Raw genomic sequence first — 19,770 nt, forward strand, 5'->3', positions numbered from 1 at the left:
ACTGCTTCCTCCGGGACCTTCCGTCCCAGTATCAGGCCGTCCAGGTCAAAGGGGGAGCTTCAGACAGCAAACCGAGCACCATCGCCCTCGCTCGGCGCCGCGGTTCCACCCGGGCGAACCGCCCCGCGATACGGCCCATCAGGACCTCGAATCTGTCCTGCCACCGGGCAGGATCTATGCTGTGACCTGCGGCCACCGTCTGATCTTCTGTCTTCGCACACCGATGATCACCGGTGGCTGCACCGGTTCCCGGACCAGCCCCAGAGCCTCGGCAAAAGTGGCGTGACGTCTGATTCTGAGAGGACCCCGGCGTGTTCGACTTCGGGATCGAAAGCTACCGGCCTCAATGGCTCAACGGTCGCTCCGCGGTCGTGGCAGGCCACGGTCAGCAGTTGCGTGCGCTCATCGGCCGCCCGTTGACCCATGCCTGGCTGGTCTGGGACGTTCAGGACAGCGAGTGGTTCTCCGACTGCCCAGTCCTGCTCGACTTCACCGGAGAACAGGTTGAGATCAACCACGCAAAGTTCGACGACCTCTCGATCACCTGGAACACGGTCGACCCCCACCAGCCGGTCCAGTGGCCCGACTTCGATCTCCAGTGGCGCCACGGCACGCGCCCCGAGCTGCACGCCCTGCAGGGCCAGGTCCTTCAGGACGTCGAACTCCTCGAATGGACCGGGAGCGACATGGCCCAGGGAACAGTCGCCGTCAGCTTCCGCTTCCCCCGCAGCCAACTGACCATCTTCAACGCCCTCGACGAGAACGGGCTGACCGTCGGGCCACCGGAGTCGCGCTACCAGCGTCACTCACTGCGCTAACGCACACGCCCCGAAAACCGGGCACCCTCACGCGTGCCGAGGCCCTGGGACCAGCCCCGATCAGCAGATCACGATCTACGACCGGAGTGCTGACAGGAACTGTTCTGCAGATACGCCAAAAACGCTCTGGGAGGCGGTAGGCGGGTCGACTGCATAAATGTCTGCACGCTATTACGAGGTAGCTCCGCAGCATGATGTGTAGGTCGGTGGAGTCTCAATGGCGCAGTCAAGTGTCAACGTCGGGGCCTGGCGCACTTGCTTGGAAGATCGCGTAACCAGGCCGGGTTTCACCTGGGAAGATGCTGACCTGGGCGTTCCCGGAACGCTTACCAAAGGTCCCCGTTGTTCCCCGCCATTTGCCGTCCGGTCGGGCACGCAGGGGGCATGTGTGCCGCCAGTCCGGGGTGCGGGCGGGGTCCGCTTACCTGTCAGGTCATCGACCCCGGTGCGGCGGCATGCCATGCTCCCGGCGTACGGAGCTCGACCGCCCGGAAGGACACCATGCCCGCCTACGTCATAGCTCACCTGCAAGAGGCCGCTCCGCACCCGGAGATCGTCGAGTACATCGAGCGCATCCCCGCCACCTTCGAGCCGTACGGTGGGCGCTTCCTCGTGCACGCCACGCAGCACGAGGTGAAGGAGGGCAGCTGGCCCGGACATGTCGTGATGATTGGCTTCCCCGGGATCACCGAGGCGCGGGCCTGGTGGGACTCACCCGCATACCAGGAGATCGCACCGCTGCGCTCGCGGCACATCGAGGGCGACATCATCCTGGTCGAAGGCGTCCCGGAGGGCTACGACCCGACTGCCACCGCAAAGGCGATGCGAGAGGCCCTGCCTGCCGAGTAGCCCTCGGGCGCGGCTGGGCCCGGCGGCAGACGACGAACTGAGGTCGGAGGAGCGGCTTTGGGCGGGAGCTGCCATGGGGTGAGTGATCATGGCCCCGTAAGCTTCCGGAGCGTCGGGCAGTCTGTGGACCTGCCCGGTAAAGCACGACGTTGGGGCCATGATCTTCGAGGCTCGCCCCATGGTGGCTGCCTAACTGATCGTTTCAGAATGAGGTTCTGAGCCTTCTCAAGCAGATGATGCTGCAAGCGAGTTGGAGCAGGCCTTGGTGGAGGTCGGCGCGTATCTCGTAGCGGATGCGCAGGCGCTTGAACTGGTGGAGCCAGGCGAAGGTCCGCTCGACCACCCAGCGGGTCTTGCCCGGGCCCGAGCCGTGGGCGACGCCGCGACGGGCGATGAGCGGCTTGATCCCACGCTTCCACAGCAGGCGGCGGTACTTGTCAAAGGCGTAGGCTCGGTCGGCGAACAGCCTGCGTGGCCGTGTGCGCGGGCGTCCGCGCAGGACCCGGATCGGTGGGATCGCGTCAAGGAGCGGCAGGAGCTGTGTGACGTCGTGGCGGTTGCCGCCGGTCAGCGTGACGGCGAGCGGGGTGCCGTGCCGGTCGACGACCAGGTGGTGCTTGCTCCTCGCCCGCCCCCGCGAAGGCGAAGACCCGCACCAGTGCCGCCGCCGCCACCGCCGGCAGCTGTGAGAGTGCGGTAAGTGATGTTTCCTGCCGTTTCACACCGATGTGATGACATGCCATAACGGGGTGATTCCGGCGGTCGAATGATCAACATCGCCGCCCTGGCCGAGCGCACGGCTCCGGCTCCCCGGTTTGGCTCGACAGCCGAGGTCAGGGGCCTGCTACCCACTGGGACGAAGTGGTGCGAAATTAGCTAGACCATCACTTACCGCACTCTGACATCACCAGCCCCGGGAACTACAGCTACGAGCGCTTCTCGTACTGCGTGACCGGTATCAACGTCACCTACATCCTCCGCGACAGCAACGGTCTGGAGATCGGACGCGGCACCCTGGCGGTCTCCACCAGCGCCGACCTCTCCGCGACCGCCACGACCTGGAGCGAGCAGGTCACCGTCACCATGACCAGCGCCGTCGGCGATGTCATCGCGCTGAACGCCAAGTTCCGCGCCTCCTGCGACGCCGGCTGCACGGCCACCAAGACCGCCCCCTGGTACGGCGGCGGCCTCACCCTCGGCCAGACCCTGACCGGAACCGTCACCTACTCCTCGCCCCAGACGACGGGCTCCTCCGCCTCCTTCTTCACGTCCTACGCGATGTACGTGACGTCCCCGGGAGCAACGGCGACCGACCCGAACGCGTCGTGGAAGAACGCGCGTCAGATCAGGTGCGATCACGCGGTCGGCGGCACTTCGGTGGCGGGCTGTGCGGTTCCGTCGGTCATGCCCGAGCTGTCGATGAACACGCAGGGCTCGAACCAGGGCGGCGCGGTGGCGGCGTATCTGTGGGCCCAGAAGAACCTCACCGACCGCTGGGAACTCAACGCCGACGGAGACATCACCGGCTGGCTGGACGCGGCCGACTACGCCTCTGCGCACAATCTCACCGACCAGCTCGCCCGGTGTCACCTGATCGCCAACATTCTCGGCGGGCGGATCTCGAAGAACCTCGTGCCCTGCTGGCAGGTCGGGATGAACACCGGTGCAGGCAGCATGTGGAAGTACGAGGAGCAGGTCCGGGACGAGGTGCGGCTGGACTCGTTCAGCGAGGACGACGCGATCCTCTACGAGGTGACTCCCACCTATCTGAGCGCCGACAGCACGATTCCGGTGGGCGTTACAATGAGCGCCAAGATCGAGCGTGAGGACGGTTCTATCGAACCGATGTTCCAAGGCGTCTACATTCCCAACACCCAGACCGGCGGAGCGCACAACCTCGGCAACTGATCTCTCTACACACCTTGTTTGTGCTCTCGGGAGCCAGCATGAGTTTCACCACCCCGCCGCGGCCGGTCGACGTGACCGCGCTCTTCCCTCAACTGGCCCCGCTGGCGCGCACGGCGACCCGGCTGCACCCGCGGCCGGGGTCGCCGACCGTGCAGGACAGCTCCGTCGGCGGGCCGCTGCTGTGGCCCGCCGACGAGCCGTGGCCGCACTGCGACGAGCCGCACGAGAGGGGCGCGGCGCGCAGGGTTCTGTCCCCGGACGACATCCGGCTCCTTCGCCATAACCACGCGGCGATAGCAAGCCGGCGGCACCTCGGCAGCCCGGCTTCCCGGCCCACGCCCGAGGAACTGGCCACCGAGAAGCGGATCCTCCAGGGCCGCCCCTGGCCCGAGGGCCCGATCCCCCTGCTCCCGGTCGCCCAGCTGTACGCCCGTGACGTCCCTCTCCCGTTCAGCCCGCCCGGGGCCGATCTCCTCCAAGTCCTGTGGTGCCCCTTCGACCACCCGGCCCACCCCAAGACCGCACTCTTCTGGCGCTCCGCCGCCATCGTCATCGACGTCCTCGACGCGCCGCCCGAACCGCCCGCGATCAATTCCCAGGGCTATTTTCCGGAACCGTCCCTGCTGGCGCCCGAGCAGGTCACGGAGTACCCCGCCTTCATGGAGCTGGACAAGGAGCTGCGGCAGGAGCTGGGCGACCCGAGCCGGTGGGACGGCTCCTGCCCCACCGGCCCGCAGGAGTTCTACCGGAACGAGTTGTCCACTTCGCCCGGCTGGAAGACTGGCGGCTGGTCCCGCTGGGGCCTGTCCGACCCCATGCCCCGCCGCTGCCCGGAGTGCGGCACCGAGGCGCTCCCGCTCCTCACCATCGCCACCCTCGAATGGGACGCCGGCAGCGACAGCTGGGCCCCCGAGGAGGAGCGGACGAACCCGACTCCACTCCCCGGCGGCACTCCGCCCGCGAACTTCACCCTGATCGGGATCGCTGGCGGCCACAGCCTCCAGCTCCACGCCTGCCCGGCCGACCCGTCCCACCCCCACATCGAGCTGGTCCAGTGACCGGCACGCCGAGAGCCGGCATGAGTTTCACCATCCCACCGCGGCCGGGTCGACTGCCGATACGGCCCGCGGGCCGGGGAAACCGAGGGCACCGTGCCCGCCCACCACACGCCCCACCCCGCCCAAGACCCTCACACCGCGTCCGGCCCGGCGCCCGCCTGCGACGTGGACCACGTCCCGCAGGTCCCTTCCACGGGCCCCTTCCTCACCCCTCCACGGCCACTTCGCCCGTCGGACGCGTCGGTGCTCTCAGCTCCGGAAATCAGGGTCCGGCGACGTGTTCGACCACCCTCCTGGCTCGATCTTCAACGTCCGGCGTCGAATGATGCCTCGAACTTGATCACTCGGTTCGGTGTCCGGCGGACGCGGAAGCGGCCTTCTTCTGAGCATGCGCTCCGACCGAGGAGCTCGTCGGCGCCGACCCGGCCCGGTGGACGGCCGACGTACCCGGCGTCCCCTGCGCGCTCCGCATGCAGCTCCTGCACGCGGGTCACCTCGCCGCGACCGCGACCGCGTCGGCTGCGGACCGGACCGGTGCGTTTCTGTGGCCCGGCACCGGCTGGTGTGGCGGCCGAGCCCCGGCCACTCCTCGGCGGTTTCGGGTATGCAGCGCTGGTGTCACTGCTCGCTCGCCGGCTCGAGTTCCGGCGGGGAAGGGTGGTGAACGCCATCGCTGCCGCCGGTCAGCGGTCGATGACCTGCTATCTGGCGCAGTCGGTGATCTGGGCGCTCGTCTTCACGCCCTTCCTGCTCGACCTCTCCGCGGTCCTGACCGTCACCACCACGGCACTCCTGGCCCTCGCGACCTGGATCGCGACGGTGCTGCTGGCGCACCACATGCACCGAGCGGGGCGGCGCGGCCCGTTCGAGGTGCTGGTCCGACGTGTCACCTATCGACGACCGGTCTGATCCGGGCGGGGTCGCCCGGCACCGGCCGTACGGCCACTTCCGTGAGGTCTGTGCCGTTCAGGCGCGGAATGCCGCACACGACCGGGTGAGCGGGGCAGGCCCACGCGACCGCGAGGGCGGCGGCGCCGGGGCGGCGGGCCGGACGATGCTGCGGCCGTCTCGAACACCAGCTGTCCGGCTTCCCGCACCACCACCGGCTCCACCGCCAGGCGCGCCTGGATCCAGGCCGGGAGCCCGCCCCTGGTGCGGAGCTCGCGCCCCATCGAGACCATGGAGGCGTTGCGGCTGCGGCAGCTTTGGCGTGACCGGCGGTGAGCGGGGCGCGGCACCGGCGTCTGTGAGGGGGTGAGGGCGAAGCCGTGCGCGTCACGCATCGACCGGTGCCGTCAGCACCGCCCGGACGGTCTTGCCGCTGGGCGGGTACGGGACGCAGTCCCAGTGGTCGCCGCCCTCGCCGGTGCGGAGCGCGTCGGGTGCGGTGCCCGTGGGGCAGGGCAGCGGGTGGAGGTCTCCGCGGGCGTCGCTGACCTCGACGCGGAGGTGGCCGGCGGCCGGGTCGAGGACGAGGGTCAGCCGGAAGCAGCTGCCGGGCACACGGCCGTGCAGGACGGCGTTGGCGGCGAGTTCCGCGACGACAAGTTCGGCACGCTCCGTGAGCTCCTGCGAAGCGCCCCGGGAGCGCAGTTCGGTCACCGCGAGGAGCCGGGCGAGACGGGCGCCGCGCCGCGTGGACGACAGCAACTGGGTGAAGGTGTGAACGGGGGCGCCGACTTGGGGTGTTGCGTGGTTCATGGCGTCAGAGTGGCGGCCGGATGCGGGCGGGGGCGAGTGCCGCGCCCCGTACGCGGAGTGAGCGTACGGAGGCGGAGAGGAGTCGGTGCGCGCCGGGTTCCCTACGCGCACGGGCAGGCAAGTCCGGGGACCGCGCGGTTGGGGGAGCACGTCACCACGGCCATGGAGAGGTACGAGGGTCGTTCGAGGTAGTGGCCGTACGACATGTCGGCGCCCGAGTGCAGGCGTTCGGCGGCGGCGTCCACCAGCCGGGCCAGGCGCGCGGTGTCCCGGTCGCCCTCCGCCGCGAACCGCGGGGCGTACTCGGCCAGCCGCTCACCGAGCCAGGCCGCCGCCTCCTTCGCCTCGTCCCAGGTGCCCCGCACCAGGGAGCGGGGCTTGACGAGCCAGTACGCCGTCTCCAGGGGAGGGAGGTCCGACGTGGCGAACTCCGCGGCCACCTGGCGGTAGCGCTCGATCAGTTCCGGCCTGCTCCCGGCCGGGGGCGGATCGGGGTGCGGGGGCCGCCGCAGGGCCTCGTCGTCGAAGCGTTCCTTCGGGCCGGTCCAGAGGTAGGCGTGGTGGTGCACGTGCTGTTCCCGTTTCGAGGAGCGCCGGCCGGACGCGGGGAGGGGCCCGGTCCGGCCGGTGGTGGGGAGGGGAGGGGGAGGAGGGTCAGGCGCCGAGGCCGAAGCGCGCCGGGTCGATACCGGCCGCGTCCAGCTCCTCCGTGGTGAACCGCAGCGGCTGCGCGTCCGGCCGCTTGCTGTCGCCCAGGGCCCAGGCGTCCTCGCTGATCCGGGCCAGCGTCACGCACCCCTCGGTGCAGGGGCCGCCGCAGGCCTTCGTGAACGAGGCCCCGCCGATGTCGAACGCGTACAGGTCGGTTCCGTTCCGCATCTCTGCACCTTCCAGCTCGTCTGGACGCGGCCGGGTCCGGCCGCCGCCGCCCGCTCCGGGCGGGAGTTCACAGGAGGGGGCCGCCCGGTTGTTTCGCAGGTGACCAGCGGGCACGGACGGTTTCTCCTCGCTCTCCGTGACCTCAGAGTGGCGGCCGGACGGGGCGGGGACGAGTGTGGCACCCCGTACGCTGAGTCAGCGTATGGACACGAAGAGTGGACGGTGCGTCTGATTTTCCGTCACGCTGAGCGGTGAACGCGGGGCGGCGTGAGGAGCCGTCGCGGTGCGGTACGCAGGAAAGGGGCGGCGCATGGACATCGTCGGAGTCGAGGGGGAGGCGGCCGGAGGCGGCGCCGGTGCGCGGGCGGTTCCGGCGGGGGAGTGGGAGCGGGAGCCGCATCCGTCGGACAGCCTGCGCACGTTCGACGCCGTCGTCCAGGCACTGCGCGAGCACGCGGGGCTCAGCCGGGTTGACCTCGGGGCTCGGGTCCAGTACTCCAAGCACACGGTCGAATCGGTGGAGTTGGGACGCCGGATGCCGGACGAGGCGTTCGTGGAACGCGCGGAGGAGGCGCTGGGCAATACCGGTGTACTGCGGAAGGCCGCTCGGCATCTGACGCGGGGGGAGGCGGGGCTGGCGGCGTGGTTCCGGCGGTGGGCGCGGCTGGAGCGGGAGGCGGTGAGCCTGTGCACGTACGAGTGCCGGTTGGTTCCGGGGTTGTTGCAGTCGGAGGCGTATGCGCGAGCGGTGTTCGAGGGCACGATCCCGCTGCGGACCGACGAGGAGCTGGAAGTGCAGCTCGCCGCACGGATGGAGCGACAGGCGATGATGCGGGAGCGGCCGACGGTGCCGTTCAGCTTCATCGTCGAGGAGCATGTGTTCCGGCGGGGGTTCGGGGATGCGGAGGCGATGCGCGGGCTGGTGGACCATGTCCTTGAACTCACCGCCCCGCGTAACGTGACGCTTCAGGCGGTGCCGGTGGAGGCTCGGCTGCACGCGTGTCTGGATGGGCCCGTACAGGTCCTGGAGACCTCGGAGGGGCGGCGGCTCGGGTACTCCGAGGGGCAGCAGAACGGTCGGCTGATCTCCGACCCGAAAGAGATGATTCTGCTCTGCCAACGCTATGACACACTGCGCTCGCAGGCCCTGAACCCGACAGAATCCCGGGACCTGCTGGAGCGACTGCGAGGAGAGCTATGAACAGCGGTACGTCGGAACTCGCCTGGTTCAAGTCCAGCTACAGCGGCAGCCAGGGCGACAGTTGTGTGGAGATCGCGATCGCCGAACAGGCCGTCCACGTAAGGGACTCCAAGGACGTGACCCGCCCGGCCTTTGCCGTCGGCCGCGAAGGCTGGGGGCAGTTCGTCCGGTTCGCGTCGGAGTGCTGAGCGATGTGAGGGCGTGCCGTCCGCCGGAGCAGCGGACGGCACGCCCTCACCGCGTTCGGGACCCCTTGGTCTCGTCCACGGGGCCGTAGCCGAGGGCGGCGCGGTTGATGAAACGGTCACCGAGGTCGCGCACGGGCGCGGTCTTCGGTTCCCCCACGGCTTTTTTCGCCGTGGACTTCTTCGGGGCGGGCTTCTTGCCGTCCGCACGCCCGGCTGGTGCCGCCTTGGCCTGCTTGGCTTTCTGTGCGGCCGGGTGAGGTGACCTGGGCTGTTCAGATCACGGCGTGGTGGGCTCGGCGGAAGGCCGAGCCCACCACGCTGGCTCCCCCTCGGAGCCGGACTCGCGTCATGCCGTCAGTGCTGCAGTGTCAACAGACCCGGACGGTAGGGCAGGAGGCCGTAGTCGCCGCCGGAGTTGGGGCTGCGTCCCTGGTAGAGCAACTGCAGATTGCAGGGATCGACGGTCATGGTCTGATCGGCGCTGGTGCGGATCAGCTCGCCGTGGCTGATGTCGTTGGTCCAGGTGGCGCCACTGTTGGCCTTGCCGGCGAAGGGATTGCTCTCGGTCGCGGCCTGGGGCGTCCAGGAGCCGTTCAGACTGGTGGCCGTGAACGAGCGGAAGTAGCGGCCCTGCGAGCCGATCGCCTCGACGATCATGAGGTAGCGGTTCTGGCCCTGCAGCTTGTAGACCTGCGGGGCTTCGAACAGGTTGTTCGTCGTATCGCTCATGATCACTGTCGAGGTCGAGCCGAAGCTGCCCGGGAAGTTCCCGATCGGCATACTGGCCCGGTAGATCTTGCCGTTGTCGCCGGCGAAGAACAGGTACATGTTCGTGCCGTCACCGATGAGTGTCTGGTCGATGGGCCCTGTTCCGGAGCCGGAGATGCTTCCGGAGAAGAGCACCTGCTCGGACGACCAGCCATTCGGGTTGGTGGGGTCGCTCGACGTCCGGTAGGAGAAGGCGGTCCCGCCCCACTGGTAGGCGAGCACCCAGATGTTCTTCGGCGCGAAGTAGAAGAGCGTGGGTGCGACGGTCGAGTTGGACATCGTGTTCTGGCCGGCAGAGGCCATCTCCGACCAGTTGGTGAACAGGCCGAAGTTCATCGAACCCCACCTCGTCCCCGTGTCGTGCGTGGTCGCATAGACAAGTTGTCTGCCGTTGTAGGGGGCGACGGTGAAGTCCTTGAGCGAGACCCACCCCTGCTTGGGCTGCGCCAGCGCGCCCGTTGATGTCCAGCGGTAGGTCGACGGAAGATCACACGGGCCGGGGGTGTCGGCGCCGACCTTGACGAGCTGCCACTGCTGGTTGGTGCCGCCCCAGTCGTCGTACTGGACGATGTTCGCGTTGTCGGCGGTGGAGGCGCCTTGTACTTCGAGGGCCTTGTTGCTGTGGCGCGAGATGAGCCTCACGTAGCCGTCCGAGCTGTCGGCCAGCCGCCACTGCTGGTTGGTGCCGTTCAGGTCGGCCCACTGGACGATCGAGCCGCCGTTCGCGGTGGACCAGGTGTGGACGTCCAGCACCTTGCCCGAGTGGCGGGACTTGATGCGGTAGTAGCCGTCCCCGGAATCGACGAACTGCCACTGCTGCTGGTTCTGGTTGTTCCTGGTCCACTGGGTGATGCGGGCGCCGTCGTTGGTCGCCATGTTGTAGACATCCAGGGCTTTGCCGCTGTTGCGGTTGACCAGCACATACGAGGCGTTGGGGTCTACGGTCGCGGCCTCGGCGGGCTGGGCACCGAGGAAGGTGGCCACGAGCAGCAAGGGCGCAAGGACGCCGAGTAAGCGTCTTGGACGGACCGGGGACGGGTGGCGAAACCACATCAGAGGGCCTCCTTGGGGGCGGGGTGAGGTGCCGCCGATGAAGTGCGGAGCGGCAGCCGCGCCGGGGGCAGGGACGGGTTCGAAAGTTTCGAAGTGATCCCGATTCTGTGACGCCACAAGCTAGGGAGGTGAGGCCCTCCGGTCAAGGTCTGTCACCGGTCTGTCCACAAACAGTTCCGCCCACCGGGCGTGGCAAGCCCTTGCGTCGACCGTAAACCCGCAGGTGGCGTGCGATCCGGTTCGCCGGTCCAGAGATCCACCCGCCTCGACGCGGCATCGAAAGTTTCGGATTAGAAGCAGAAATTTTTCCTGTCGCAAGAGTTGACGAGTCGCCGTCAACTCCTCAATCATCCTGTCTGGTAAATCGATCGTAGGACGAGATTTCGAACCACGCTGGTCCCGGGCAGGCTGTGCCGCACTACAGAGCCGCGCACAGCTGCACGACAGATCCGCGCACCAAAGCACCTGCGCCACCCCGTTTTTCGTCCCGGTGAGGCTCGCACCGACGCATCCCGGCCCTCCGTGCAGTAGGAGAGGTGTGCGACGCCGCGTGACGGCCTCCCGGATGAGCCGCGATGGAGTACCCCGTGCCTGTGTCGAAAGACCGCTGCCGCCCGGCGTACGTCACTCGGCGGCCGACTGGGCCCGTCCGTGCCGGTTGAGATCCTGCCGGGTCCCACGACCGCGGTGTCCGGTGATCCCGTCATTCCTACCTTGGAGGCACAGCCATGGGCTCTCATGCCCTTCCCAGACCCGTCGTCCGGCGGAAGATCCGCGTTCTGCTGCTGGCGCTGGTCGCCGGCGTCCTCGGTGTGGTCACCGCACTGGTCGCGCCGCCGCCCGCTCAGGCCGCCGAGAGCACGCTCGGCGCCGCGGCGGCGCAGAGCGGCCGCTACTTCGGCGTCGCCATCGCCGCGAACAGGCTGAGCGACTCGACGTACGCGACGATCGCGGCCCGGGAGTTCAACTCGGTGACGGCCGAGAACGAGATGAAGATCGACGCCACCCAACCGCAGCGGGGTCAGTTCAACTTCACCGCCGCCGACCGCGTCTACAACTGGGCGGTGCAGAACGGCAAGCAGGTGCGCGGCCACACCCTGGCCTGGCACTCCCAGCAGCCCGGCTGGATGCAGAGCCTCAACGGCAGCGCGCTGCGCCAGGCGATGATCGACCACATCAACGGCGTGATGGGCCACTACAAGGGCAAGATCGCGCAGTGGGACGTCGTGAACGAGGCCTTCGCCGACGGAAGTTCGGGAGCCCGGCGCGACTCCAACCTGCAACGCACCGGCAACGACTGGATCGAGGTCGCCTTCCGCGCAGCGCGCGCCGCCGATCCGTCCGCCAAGCTCTGCTACAACGACTACAACGTCGAGGACTGGACCTGGGCCAAGACCCAGGCCATGTACGCCATGGTCCGGGACTTCAAGCAGCGCGGCGTGCCGATCGACTGCGTCGGCTTCCAGTCGCACTTCAACAGCGGCAGCCCCTACAACAGCAACTTCCGCACCACCCTGCAGAACTTCGCCGCCCTGGGCGTCGACGTGGCCATCACCGAACTCGACATCCAGGGTGCCTCGGCCACGACCTACGCCAACGTGGTCAACGACTGCCTGGCCGCCGCTCGCTGCCTCGGCATCACCGTCTGGGGTGTGCGTGACAGCGACTCCTGGCGATCGGAGCACACGCCGCTGCTGTTCAACAACGACGGCAGCAAGAAGCCTGCCTACACCGCCGTCCTCAACGCACTCAACGGCGGCTCCACCACACCGCCCGCGGACGGCAGAACGATCAAGGGCGTCGGTTCGGGCCGCTGCCTGGACGTGCCCAACGCCGGCACCACCGACGGCACCCAGTTCCAGCTGTGGGACTGCCACAACGGCACCAACCAGCAGTGGACGTACACCGACGCCGGCGAGCTCAGGGTCTACGGCAACAAGTGCCTGGACGCCGCCGGCACCGGCAACGGTGCCAAGGTCCAGATCTACAGCTGCTGGGGCGGCGACAACCAGAAGTGGCGCCTCAACTCCGACGGATCCATCGTCGGCGTCCAGTCCGGCCTCTGCCTCGACGCCGTCGGGGGCGGCACCGCCAACGGCACCCTGATCCAGCTCTACTCCTGCTCGAACGGCAACAACCAACGGTGGACCCGCGCCTGACAAGGCCTGCCGCGAACGAAAGGGTGAATCGGTGACGGCCTACAGCGCGGTTTCCCCCGTCCCTTCACGAAGACATCGCTGATGGTCCCGGGTCGCCGCCGTGGTGGCGGCGACCCTCGCGATCGGCATGGCTTGGTGGGCGGCGTCACAACCGTCCGGTCCCCGCGGAAGTGCAGGGAGGTGGCCTTCTCCTCAAAGTGAAACGATGTTCCTCACAATCTTCGAGTCCGACGCGCGCCGATGTACAGTGACGACCGCCCTTGACCTGCACAAAGCAGGCAGGGAGCCGTCTTCTGGGAGTCCCGAATGCTGCGTACTCTGTTCAAGTCCAAGATCCATCGCGCCACCGTCACCCAGGCCGACCTGCACTACGTGGGATCCGTGACGATCGACGCCGATCTGCTCGACGCCGCCGATCTGCTGCCCGGTGAACTCGTGCACATCGTCGACATCGACAACGGGGCCCGGCTGGAGACGTACGTCATCGAGGGGGAGCGGGGCTCGGGTGTCGTCGGAATCAACGGGGCCGCTGCGCATCTCGTCCACCCCGGTGACCTGGTGATCATCATCAGTTACGCTCAGGTGACCGACGCCGAGGCGCGGGCGCTGGAACCCCGGGTGGTGCACGTGGACCGCGACAACCGCATCGTCGCCCTGGGAGCCGACCCGTCCGCACCGGTGCCGGGGTCGGACCAGCAGCGCAGCCCGCAGGCCGCCACGGCCTGAGCGGCGTGGGAGGCACGGACACGGTCGCGGGCGCACGGTGACGGGCAGAGGCAGGAGCGTGATGTGTTCATGAGCGACATCGAGATCCGCGACGACCGGGCGGCGGGCCGGCTGGAAGCGGTGGCGGGCGACGGCGAGGTCGTCGGCCGGATCGAGTACTTCGTCCTCGAATCCCCCGGGCGAGCGATCGTGCCGGTGCACACCGTCGTCGAGCCCGCCCACGAGGGCAAGGGCATCGCGGGCTCCCTGGCTCGAGAGCTGTACGCCCTCGCCGCCCGCGAAGGCGTTGTGGTCGCCCCGCTCTGCCCGTACGTCGTCAAGTGGGCCGAACGCCACCCCGACCAGGCCCCGGCCGCCTCCCCGGAGCTGATCCGGGCGGCGAAGGCGTGGCTGGCGGCGCACCCCGGGCGTTTCTGACGTCGCCGGACGCCCCCGTGCTCGCCCTCCTGCACACCTCGCCCGTCCACGTCCCCGTCTTCGACGCCCTGCGCGACGACGCCCATCCGTGGCTGGAGCTGCGGCACCTCGTCGACGAGGAACTGCTGGACCGGGCCCGTGCGGCGGGTCCCGAGGCCGTGGCCCACGACGTACGGGCGAGGCTGCGGGAGGCCGTCGCCGACGGTGCTCGGGCCGTGCTGTGCACGTGCTCGACCATCGGCTCGGTCGCGGAGGCGTCAGCCGACCGGATCGGTGTGCCGGTGCTGCGGGTCGACCGGCCGATGGCGGGCGCGGCCGTGGCCGCCGGGCCGCGCGTGGTCGTCCTCGCCGCTCTGGCGAGCACCCTCGGCCCGACGTCGGCCCTGGTCGAGGAGGAGGCGCGCCGCGCCGGCCGCCCCGTCGAGGTGCGCACTCTGCTGGCTGAGGGAGCCTGGGCCCGCTTCGAGGCGGGCGACCCGGCGGCCTACGCACGTCAGGTCGCCGACGCGGCCGACGCGGTCACCGGCGCCGACGTGATCGTGCTCGCCCAGGCGTCGATGGCCCCGGCGGAGCACCTCACGACCACCGTTGTCCCGGTGCTGTCCAGCCCGCAAGCAGGGCTCGCGGCGGGTGCGGCGGCGGCTCGGGGCGGCCGGTAGCGCCACCTGGGCCTCTGGGAGGCGTGCTCGTCACGCGGGGGAGTGACCGTGGACGACTGGGGACGCGGTCGTCGGGTAGGCGGGGGAGTAGTCCAGAGCCGACGTCGACCGACTGGCCGGAGGGCACCGCCATGACGCAACCACACCCGGACCCCGTCCCACCCGGACCCGCACCGGGCCCGGTCCCCCCGGGACCTGCCCCGGACCCCGTGCCACCCGGACCCGCCCCGGGCCCGGATCCTCAGCCTCCCCCGCCCCGCCCCGACCCGGTCCCGCCCCCGGAGCCGCCCCCGGGCCCGGCACCGACGCCTCCGCCGCCGACACCGGGCCCGCCTGCCCCGGGGCCGCCCGTTCCCGGTCCGCCGCCCACGCCGGGGCCGCCCGTTCCCGGTCCGCCGCCCATGCCGGGGCCGCCCGGACCGTCCCCCTCGCCGATCCCCCCGGGTCCCGAACCGGTCCCGAACCCGGAACCCGGCCCGCCGCTCACCTGACCCGGCGGCCGAGTCGGGCGACCTGGGAACACAGTGCACCCGGGCCGACAACACGGGGCGGTGGACGACCGTGAGGCCGTCCACCGCCCCGTGCCGGGCGTGCCGCGGGCGGTGCCCACCGGTCAGGACCGGTGGGCACCCGTCACGCTTTCTCCGGCTACGCCGAGACCTCGCTGCGGTCGTCTCCCCACAGCGTGTGGAACGATCCGTCGCGGTCCGTGCGCCGGTAGGTGTGCGCGCCGAAGTAGTCCCGCTGTCCCTGGGTGAGCGCGGCCGGCAGGCGCTCCGCTCGCAGGGCGTCGTAGTAGGCGAGGGCCGCGGCGAAACCGGGGGTCGGTACGCCCTGGCGGGTCGCGGCGATCAGCACCTCGCGCCAGTCGTCCTGCGCGTCGGCGATCTCCCGCGCGAACGTCTCGTCCGACAGCAGGCTCGGCAGATCGGCACGGGCGTCGTACGCGGCGCGGATACGGTCCAGGAAGGCCGCGCGGATGATGCACCCGCCGCGCCAGATCGCGGAGACCGCGCCGAGGTCGATGTCCCAGCCGTACTCGTCACTGCCCGCGGCGATCTCGTGGAAGCCCTGCGTGTACGACACGATCTTCGACGCGTACAGCGCCTGCTCCACCCGGTCCGCGAACGCCGCGGCCTCCGCCTCGCCGAGCGGTGCGGCCGTCGGACCCGCCAGCCCGCGCGAGGCATCGCGCAGCGCAGCGTGCCCCGACAGCGAACGCGCGAACACCGCCTCCGCGATCCCCGACACCGGCACACCCAGGTCGAGGGCGATCTGCACGGTCCAGCGCCCCGTGCCCTTCTGCTCCGCCTGGTCGACCACCACGTCGACGAACGGCTTGCCCGTGGCCGCGTCCACGTGGGAGAGCACCTCGGCCGTGATCTCGATCAGGTACGAGTCCAGCCGGCCGGTGTTCCAGGTGCGGAAGATGTCCGCGATCTGCGCGGGCTCGTACCCGGCGACGTCGCGCAGCAACTGGTACGCCTCGCCGATCAGCTGCATGTCGGCGTACTCGATGCCGTTGTGCACCATCTTCACGAAGTGCCCGGCGCCGTCGGGGCCGACGTGGGTCACGCAGGGCGCGCCGTCGGCCGCCTTCGCCGAGATCTTCTCCAGCATCGGGCCCAGCGACTGGTACGACTCCTTCGAGCCGCCCGGCATGATGCTCGGTCCGTTGAGCGCGCCCTCCTCGCCACCGGAGACGCCAGTGCCGACGAAGTGGAGGCCCTGCTGCCGCAGAGCGCGCTCGCGGCGCCGGGTATCGGCGAAGTGGGCGTTGCCACCGTCGATGATCATGTCGCCGGGTTCCAGCAGCGGCGCGAACTCCTCGATCACCGCGTCCGTCGGCTCACCGGCCTTCACCATGATGACCAGCCGCCGCGGACGCTCGAGCGCCGCCACGAACTCCTTCGCCGTCTCGGCCGCCACGAAGCTGCCCTCGTGCCCGAACTCCTCCACCAGCGCATGCGTGCGCGCCGCCGTCCGGTTGTGCACCGCGACCGTGTAGCCGTTGCGGGCGAAGTTGCGCGCGAGGTTGCGGCCCATGACCGCGAGACCTGTGACGCCGATCTGCGCTGAACTGCTCATTGGGTTGGCTCCTAGTGACCTTGGTATCGGTACTGCCGGGGTGTCGGTGCTGCCGGTCGCTGCGCGCCGGCCCCGCCGTCGACCCATTCTGACCATCCTGACGTGCCGCTACTCCGTCCGCACGCGCGGGTCGTACGACATCCCGCAGCCACATACGGGCGGGAACCCCCTTCGTACTCATCCGAGCCGTCCGGCACACGCGTACGCGCCCCGCGTACGCGACGCGCCCAGGCGAGAGCATGCCGCACGACGGCGCCAAGCGGGGCGCAACGGGCGAAAATTACCGGCCACTTGGCGCATCCGCGTGTCCGATAGCCGTCTTGTCACGGCCGGTTCGCAGCGCTTACTTTGGCCACTTCTGACGCATTGTCGAGGGGGCTCCATGGCCGTGCGCGGCCGGCATCGCCGGTATCAGCCGAACAGGATCAACCGCGCCTCACTCACCGTCACCGCGGGTGGTGCCGGAATGGCGCTTCCCCTCCTGGGCACCGGCGTCGCCGAGGCGGCGGACGTGGACACCTGGGACAAGGTCGCCGCGTGTGAGTCCAGCGACAACTGGGACATCAACACGGGCAACGGCTACTACGGCGGACTTCAGTTCACCCAGTCCACCTGGGAGGCCTTCGGCGGCACCCGGTACGCGCCGCGCGCGGACCTGGCCACCAAGGACCAGCAGATCGCCGTCGCCGAGAAGGTCCTGGACGGCCAGGGCCCCGGCGCCTGGCCGGTGTGCTCGCAGCGGGCCGGGCTGACCCGGGGCGGCGACACCCCCGACATCCGCCCGGCCGCCGGCCGCTCCGGCAGCACCGAGGCCAAGAGCGACATCCGGACCGGCGCGAAGACGGACGCGAGGACGGACGCGAGGACGGACGCGAAGCCGGACGCGAAGCCGGACGCGAAGGCCGGTGGCAGGAGCGGTACAGGCGCCACCACCGTCGAGGACGTCAAACCGCAGAAGACGCCCCAGTCCCGCGCGGGCCGCGCCGAGATGTACACCGTGCTCCACGGCGACACCCTCTCCGGCATCGCGGAGGAGGAGCAGGTACGGGGAGGCTGGCGCGGCCTGTACAAAGCGAACAGCGCGACCGTCGGCGCCGACCCGGATCTGATCCTGCCCGGCCAGCGGCTCACCCTGCCCGGTGGGAAGGCCGCGCCGGCCCGCCCCGCCCCCAAGCCCGCGGACACAGGCTCCAAGAACAGGAAACCCAAGAACAAGACACCGGAGAAGAAGGCGCCGGAGAAGAAGGCGCCGGAAAAGAAGGCGCCGGAAAAGGAAGCTCCCTCGCAGCGCACCGAGGAACGGGCGGACCGCACCACCCAGAAGAGCGGCACGCGCGTGGCCCCGGTCGCCGCCCCCCTGGGCACGCCGTACCACAAGGCCGGTTCCTCCTGGTCGAAGGGCTACCACACCGGTGTCGACTTCCCCGTGCCCACCGGCACGTCCGTGAAGGCGGTCGCGCCGGGCACCGTCGTCAGCGCCGGCTGGGAGGGCTCGTTCGGCTACCAGGTGGTGGTCCGGCACGCCGACGGCCGCTACAGCCAGTACGCCCACCTGTCGGCGATCTCGGTGAGGAGCGGCCAGGCGGTCACCGCGGACCAGCGCATCGGCCGGTCCGGCTCGACGGGCAACAGCTCGGGCCCGCATCTGCACTTCGAGGTGCGGACGGGGCCCGGTTTCGGATCGGACATCGACCCGGTCGCCTACCTGAGGGCGGGCGGCGTCAGGATGTGACGCGTATGCGGTGCCGGTCCTGCACGGGCATCGGGACGTACGAGCCGCCGTAGAAGGGCGCGTACGCCAATACCGGCAGCGACGGCTCCGCGGCCTCGCCCTCCGCCACGGCCGCCGGGGCGGAGGGCGAGGCCGCCGGGGCCGGCACCCGTACGCGTACGTCCCGGGCGAGCTCGGAGCGCAGCAGTCGCTCGACCGAGTCGGACGGCGCATCGGCGCCGGCCCCCATGGACCCCGCAGGCTCCAGGACGTCCACATCCCTCACCGCCCCCACTGCCTCTACGGACCGTCCGACAGGCGCCGCTCCCGCCATCGCGACCTCCACCTCCGGAGCAACCGCAGCCTCCGGGGCGACCGGGGCGATCACCGAGCCAACCCGCGCCACGGGGGAGCCCGGGGAGCCCGCACCGACGCTCTCCGCATGCTGAGGCTGCTCGCGCGCCAGCCGCTCCGTCGTCAGCAGGATCAGACCGCCGGCCGCCACCACGCCACAGCTCAGCGCGAGCGCCGTGCCGGTCGCGCCGTAACGGAAGGTTTCGCCGAACATCGTGATGCCGACCGCTGCCGCGACCACCGGGTTCACCACCGTCAGCGTGGCCAGCGGAGCCGCGAGTCCGGCGCCCCGGTAGGAGGCCTGGGAGAGCAGCAGGCCGGCCGTGGCCAGCACACCTATCACCGCGAGGGACGGCACGTCCCCCGCCGAGACACCGTCGGTCCAGTCCACCGCCACGGTCTTCGTGAAGACGGACGACATGCCGAAGGCGATACCGGAGGCGACGGCGAGCAGGATGCCGCGCACCGCCGGGTGCCGCTGCACGGTCCGGGCCGCGACCATCAGGGCGACGACCGCGACGGCCGTGGCCAGCGCCGCCGCCACCCGCTGGCCGGTGCCGAGGGACTGTGCGTCGGACGCGCCGACCAGGGACAGCAGGCCGGCGAGTCCGACGGCCGCCATAAGGGCGCCGCGCCACGCCGTCGCTCCTGCCCTGCGGCCGACGAGCAGCGCCGCCATCGGCAGCGCGAACACGATCGTCAGCGCGCCCAGCGGCTGGACCAGACTCAGCGGGCCGTAGGCGAGCGCCACCACGTGCAGCAGACCGCCGAGGCCGTTCAGCGCGACCGCCGCCCACCAGCCGGGCCGGCGCAGCGGCGCGTACTGCTCACGGGGTGAGGACACCGCGACCTGCTCCTGCACGATCGCTCCGCCCGCGTACGCCACGGCGGAGACGAACGACAGCAGCACGGACAACGCGAGGGCGCTCATCGGCAGCTCCCCTGCGTGAGGTCGGGGCGTCGGCCCCGGTGCGGCGAACGGTCGGCTTTCATGAACAACACGATGCCGTGTTCCGGTGTTCCCGTCGTCGTCCCTGAGCACTCAATGAGTCCTACTGCCGATGGAGTACGAGGACGCCCCCGTCATACCCTGGGTGGGCACCCGGGGGCGGACTGCCCTGATGGCTCCCCTAGGGGCCCGGTAATCCCGGCACCACCCGCTTCCTGGTCCAGGCCCCACGCTCTTCCGCGCGAGCCCCATCTGCGTGACCATGAGGGCAACGTCCGCTCAGA

The 19,770-nt window shown here is 70.1% G+C and carries 18 protein-coding genes and 2 pseudogenes; 12 read left to right on the top strand and 8 right to left on the bottom strand.

Going from position 1 to position 19,770, the window contains the following annotated elements:
* Positions 1-52: 52 nt before the first annotated feature.
* Positions 53-196 (bottom strand): annotated as a pseudogene (locus ACFPZI_RS31720) (IS701 family transposase); the annotation flags it as partial.
* A gap of 115 nt (positions 197-311) precedes the next feature.
* Between ACFPZI_RS31720 and ACFPZI_RS31725 the strand changes: the two are divergent.
* Together ACFPZI_RS31725 and ACFPZI_RS31730 are read left to right on the top strand one after the other, a co-directional pair.
* On the top strand, positions 312-818 hold the full coding sequence (locus ACFPZI_RS31725; RefSeq protein ID WP_381370466.1) for a hypothetical protein: 507 nt from the start codon (positions 312-314) through the stop codon (positions 816-818).
* Between the two features lie 501 nt (positions 819-1,319).
* Positions 1,320-1,667, top strand: coding sequence for a DUF1330 domain-containing protein (locus tag ACFPZI_RS31730; RefSeq protein WP_381370469.1), 348 nt, complete (start codon positions 1,320-1,322; stop codon positions 1,665-1,667).
* A gap of 202 nt (positions 1,668-1,869) precedes the next feature.
* On the opposite strand, the pseudogene ACFPZI_RS31735 reads toward ACFPZI_RS31730, so the two are convergent.
* Positions 1,870-2,319 (bottom strand): annotated as a pseudogene (locus tag ACFPZI_RS31735) (IS5 family transposase); the annotation flags it as partial.
* 296 nt (positions 2,320-2,615) lie between these two features.
* Here ACFPZI_RS31735 and ACFPZI_RS31740 point away from each other — a divergent pair.
* The 3 genes from ACFPZI_RS31740 to ACFPZI_RS31750 all read left to right on the top strand — a co-directional run bounded on the left by ACFPZI_RS31740 (position 2,616) and on the right by ACFPZI_RS31750 (position 5,542).
* On the top strand, positions 2,616-3,575 hold the full coding sequence (locus ACFPZI_RS31740) for a DNA/RNA non-specific endonuclease (RefSeq protein ID WP_381370472.1): 960 nt from the start codon (positions 2,616-2,618) through the stop codon (positions 3,573-3,575).
* 38 nt (positions 3,576-3,613) lie between these two features.
* Positions 3,614-4,633 (top strand): hypothetical protein, encoded by a 1,020-nt coding sequence (locus tag ACFPZI_RS31745; RefSeq protein WP_381370475.1) that lies wholly within the window; start codon positions 3,614-3,616, stop codon positions 4,631-4,633.
* A gap of 564 nt (positions 4,634-5,197) precedes the next feature.
* Positions 5,198-5,542, top strand: coding sequence for a DUF418 domain-containing protein (locus tag ACFPZI_RS31750; protein ID WP_381370478.1), 345 nt, complete (start codon positions 5,198-5,200; stop codon positions 5,540-5,542).
* A 366-nt stretch (positions 5,543-5,908) separates the two neighbouring features.
* Here ACFPZI_RS31750 and ACFPZI_RS31755 read toward each other — a convergent pair whose 3' ends face one another.
* From ACFPZI_RS31755 to ACFPZI_RS31765, 3 genes are all read right to left on the bottom strand, one after another.
* Positions 5,909-6,334, bottom strand: coding sequence for an ATP-binding protein (locus ACFPZI_RS31755; RefSeq protein ID WP_381370481.1), 426 nt, complete (start codon positions 6,332-6,334; stop codon positions 5,909-5,911).
* A gap of 101 nt (positions 6,335-6,435) precedes the next feature.
* Positions 6,436-6,903: a hypothetical protein gene (locus ACFPZI_RS31760; RefSeq protein WP_381370484.1), complete on the bottom strand. Its 468-nt coding sequence runs from the start codon at positions 6,901-6,903 to the stop codon at positions 6,436-6,438.
* Positions 6,904-6,988: 85 nt separating this feature from the next.
* Positions 6,989-7,213 carry a DUF397 domain-containing protein gene (locus ACFPZI_RS31765; RefSeq protein WP_381370487.1) on the bottom strand — a complete coding sequence of 75 codons (225 nt, stop codon included), beginning with the start codon at positions 7,211-7,213 and terminating at the stop codon, positions 6,989-6,991.
* 310 nt (positions 7,214-7,523) lie between these two features.
* On the opposite strand from ACFPZI_RS31765, the gene ACFPZI_RS31770 reads away from it, so the two are divergent.
* Both ACFPZI_RS31770 and ACFPZI_RS31775 read left to right on the top strand, forming a co-directional pair.
* Positions 7,524-8,414, top strand: coding sequence for a helix-turn-helix domain-containing protein (locus ACFPZI_RS31770; protein ID WP_381370489.1), 891 nt, complete (start codon positions 7,524-7,526; stop codon positions 8,412-8,414).
* Positions 8,411-8,602 carry a DUF397 domain-containing protein gene (locus ACFPZI_RS31775; RefSeq protein ID WP_381370492.1) on the top strand — a complete coding sequence of 64 codons (192 nt, stop codon included), beginning with the start codon at positions 8,411-8,413 and terminating at the stop codon, positions 8,600-8,602. The genes ACFPZI_RS31770 and ACFPZI_RS31775 overlap by 4 nt, the downstream gene beginning before the upstream one ends.
* Before the next feature lie 354 nt (positions 8,603-8,956).
* Here the strand turns inward: ACFPZI_RS31775 and ACFPZI_RS31780 are convergent, their stop codons facing one another.
* Positions 8,957-10,423 carry a non-reducing end alpha-L-arabinofuranosidase family hydrolase gene (locus ACFPZI_RS31780; protein ID WP_381370495.1) on the bottom strand — a complete coding sequence of 489 codons (1,467 nt, stop codon included), beginning with the start codon at positions 10,421-10,423 and terminating at the stop codon, positions 8,957-8,959.
* A gap of 728 nt (positions 10,424-11,151) precedes the next feature.
* On the opposite strand from ACFPZI_RS31780, the gene ACFPZI_RS31785 reads away from it, so the two are divergent.
* The 4 genes from ACFPZI_RS31785 to ACFPZI_RS31800 all read left to right on the top strand — a co-directional run bounded on the left by ACFPZI_RS31785 (position 11,152) and on the right by ACFPZI_RS31800 (position 14,384).
* Entirely contained in the window at positions 11,152-12,582 is a 1,431-nt protein-coding gene (locus tag ACFPZI_RS31785) for an endo-1,4-beta-xylanase (protein WP_381370497.1), read from the top strand.
* Between the two features lie 306 nt (positions 12,583-12,888).
* Positions 12,889-13,308 (top strand): aspartate 1-decarboxylase, encoded by a 420-nt coding sequence (gene panD / locus ACFPZI_RS31790; RefSeq protein ID WP_381370500.1) that lies wholly within the window; start codon positions 12,889-12,891, stop codon positions 13,306-13,308.
* Positions 13,309-13,377: 69 nt separating this feature from the next.
* The gene (locus tag ACFPZI_RS31795) at positions 13,378-13,725 is read left to right on the top strand and encodes a GNAT family N-acetyltransferase (protein ID WP_381370504.1); all 348 of its coding nucleotides are present in this window, start codon (positions 13,378-13,380) and stop codon (positions 13,723-13,725) included.
* 17 nt (positions 13,726-13,742) lie between these two features.
* Positions 13,743-14,384, top strand: coding sequence for an aspartate/glutamate racemase family protein (locus ACFPZI_RS31800; protein ID WP_381370507.1), 642 nt, complete (start codon positions 13,743-13,745; stop codon positions 14,382-14,384).
* 648 nt (positions 14,385-15,032) lie between these two features.
* Here the strand turns inward: ACFPZI_RS31800 and gndA are convergent.
* Positions 15,033-16,472, bottom strand: a complete 1,440-nt coding sequence (gene gndA, locus ACFPZI_RS31805) for an NADP-dependent phosphogluconate dehydrogenase (RefSeq protein ID WP_381370510.1) — start codon at positions 16,470-16,472, stop codon at positions 15,033-15,035.
* A gap of 382 nt (positions 16,473-16,854) precedes the next feature.
* Here gndA and ACFPZI_RS31810 point away from each other — a divergent pair, with 382 nt between their 5' ends.
* Positions 16,855-18,204 (top strand): transglycosylase family protein, encoded by a 1,350-nt coding sequence (locus tag ACFPZI_RS31810; RefSeq protein WP_381370513.1) that lies wholly within the window; start codon positions 16,855-16,857, stop codon positions 18,202-18,204.
* Here ACFPZI_RS31810 and ACFPZI_RS31815 read toward each other — a convergent pair.
* Positions 18,194-19,468 (bottom strand): DMT family transporter, encoded by a 1,275-nt coding sequence (locus tag ACFPZI_RS31815; protein ID WP_381370516.1) that lies wholly within the window; start codon positions 19,466-19,468, stop codon positions 18,194-18,196. The genes ACFPZI_RS31810 and ACFPZI_RS31815 overlap by 11 nt on opposite strands.
* Positions 19,469-19,770 lie beyond the last annotated feature (302 nt).

Origin of the sequence: Streptomyces chlorus (assembly GCF_042655885.1) — a bacterium.
In the GTDB taxonomy this organism is placed as follows: Bacteria; Actinomycetota; Actinomycetes; order Streptomycetales; family Streptomycetaceae; genus Streptomyces; species Streptomyces chlorus.

What these genes read in the sequence shown, in the direction of transcription:
- ACFPZI_RS31765 (WP_381370487.1), bottom strand. Translation starts at nt 7,213, where the DNA reads ATGCGGAACGGAACCGACCTGTACGCGTTCGACATCGGCGGGGCCTCG.
- ACFPZI_RS31730 (WP_381370469.1), top strand. Translation starts at nt 1,320, where the DNA reads ATGCCCGCCTACGTCATAGCTCACCTGCAAGAGGCCGCTCCGCACCCG.
- ACFPZI_RS31775 (WP_381370492.1), top strand. Translation starts at nt 8,411, where the DNA reads ATGAACAGCGGTACGTCGGAACTCGCCTGGTTCAAGTCCAGCTACAGC.
- ACFPZI_RS31810 (WP_381370513.1), top strand. Translation starts at nt 16,855, where the DNA reads ATGGCCGTGCGCGGCCGGCATCGCCGGTATCAGCCGAACAGGATCAAC.
- ACFPZI_RS31780 (WP_381370495.1), bottom strand. Translation starts at nt 10,423, where the DNA reads ATGTGGTTTCGCCACCCGTCCCCGGTCCGTCCAAGACGCTTACTCGGC.
- ACFPZI_RS31770 (WP_381370489.1), top strand. Translation starts at nt 7,524, where the DNA reads ATGGACATCGTCGGAGTCGAGGGGGAGGCGGCCGGAGGCGGCGCCGGT.
- ACFPZI_RS31745 (WP_381370475.1), top strand. Translation starts at nt 3,614, where the DNA reads ATGAGTTTCACCACCCCGCCGCGGCCGGTCGACGTGACCGCGCTCTTC.
- panD (WP_381370500.1), top strand. Translation starts at nt 12,889, where the DNA reads ATGCTGCGTACTCTGTTCAAGTCCAAGATCCATCGCGCCACCGTCACC.
- ACFPZI_RS31785 (WP_381370497.1), top strand. Translation starts at nt 11,152, where the DNA reads ATGGGCTCTCATGCCCTTCCCAGACCCGTCGTCCGGCGGAAGATCCGC.
- ACFPZI_RS31755 (WP_381370481.1), bottom strand. Translation starts at nt 6,334, where the DNA reads ATGAACCACGCAACACCCCAAGTCGGCGCCCCCGTTCACACCTTCACC.
- ACFPZI_RS31815 (WP_381370516.1), bottom strand. Translation starts at nt 19,468, where the DNA reads ATGAGCGCCCTCGCGTTGTCCGTGCTGCTGTCGTTCGTCTCCGCCGTG.
- gndA (WP_381370510.1), bottom strand. Translation starts at nt 16,472, where the DNA reads ATGAGCAGTTCAGCGCAGATCGGCGTCACAGGTCTCGCGGTCATGGGC.
- ACFPZI_RS31795 (WP_381370504.1), top strand. Translation starts at nt 13,378, where the DNA reads ATGAGCGACATCGAGATCCGCGACGACCGGGCGGCGGGCCGGCTGGAA.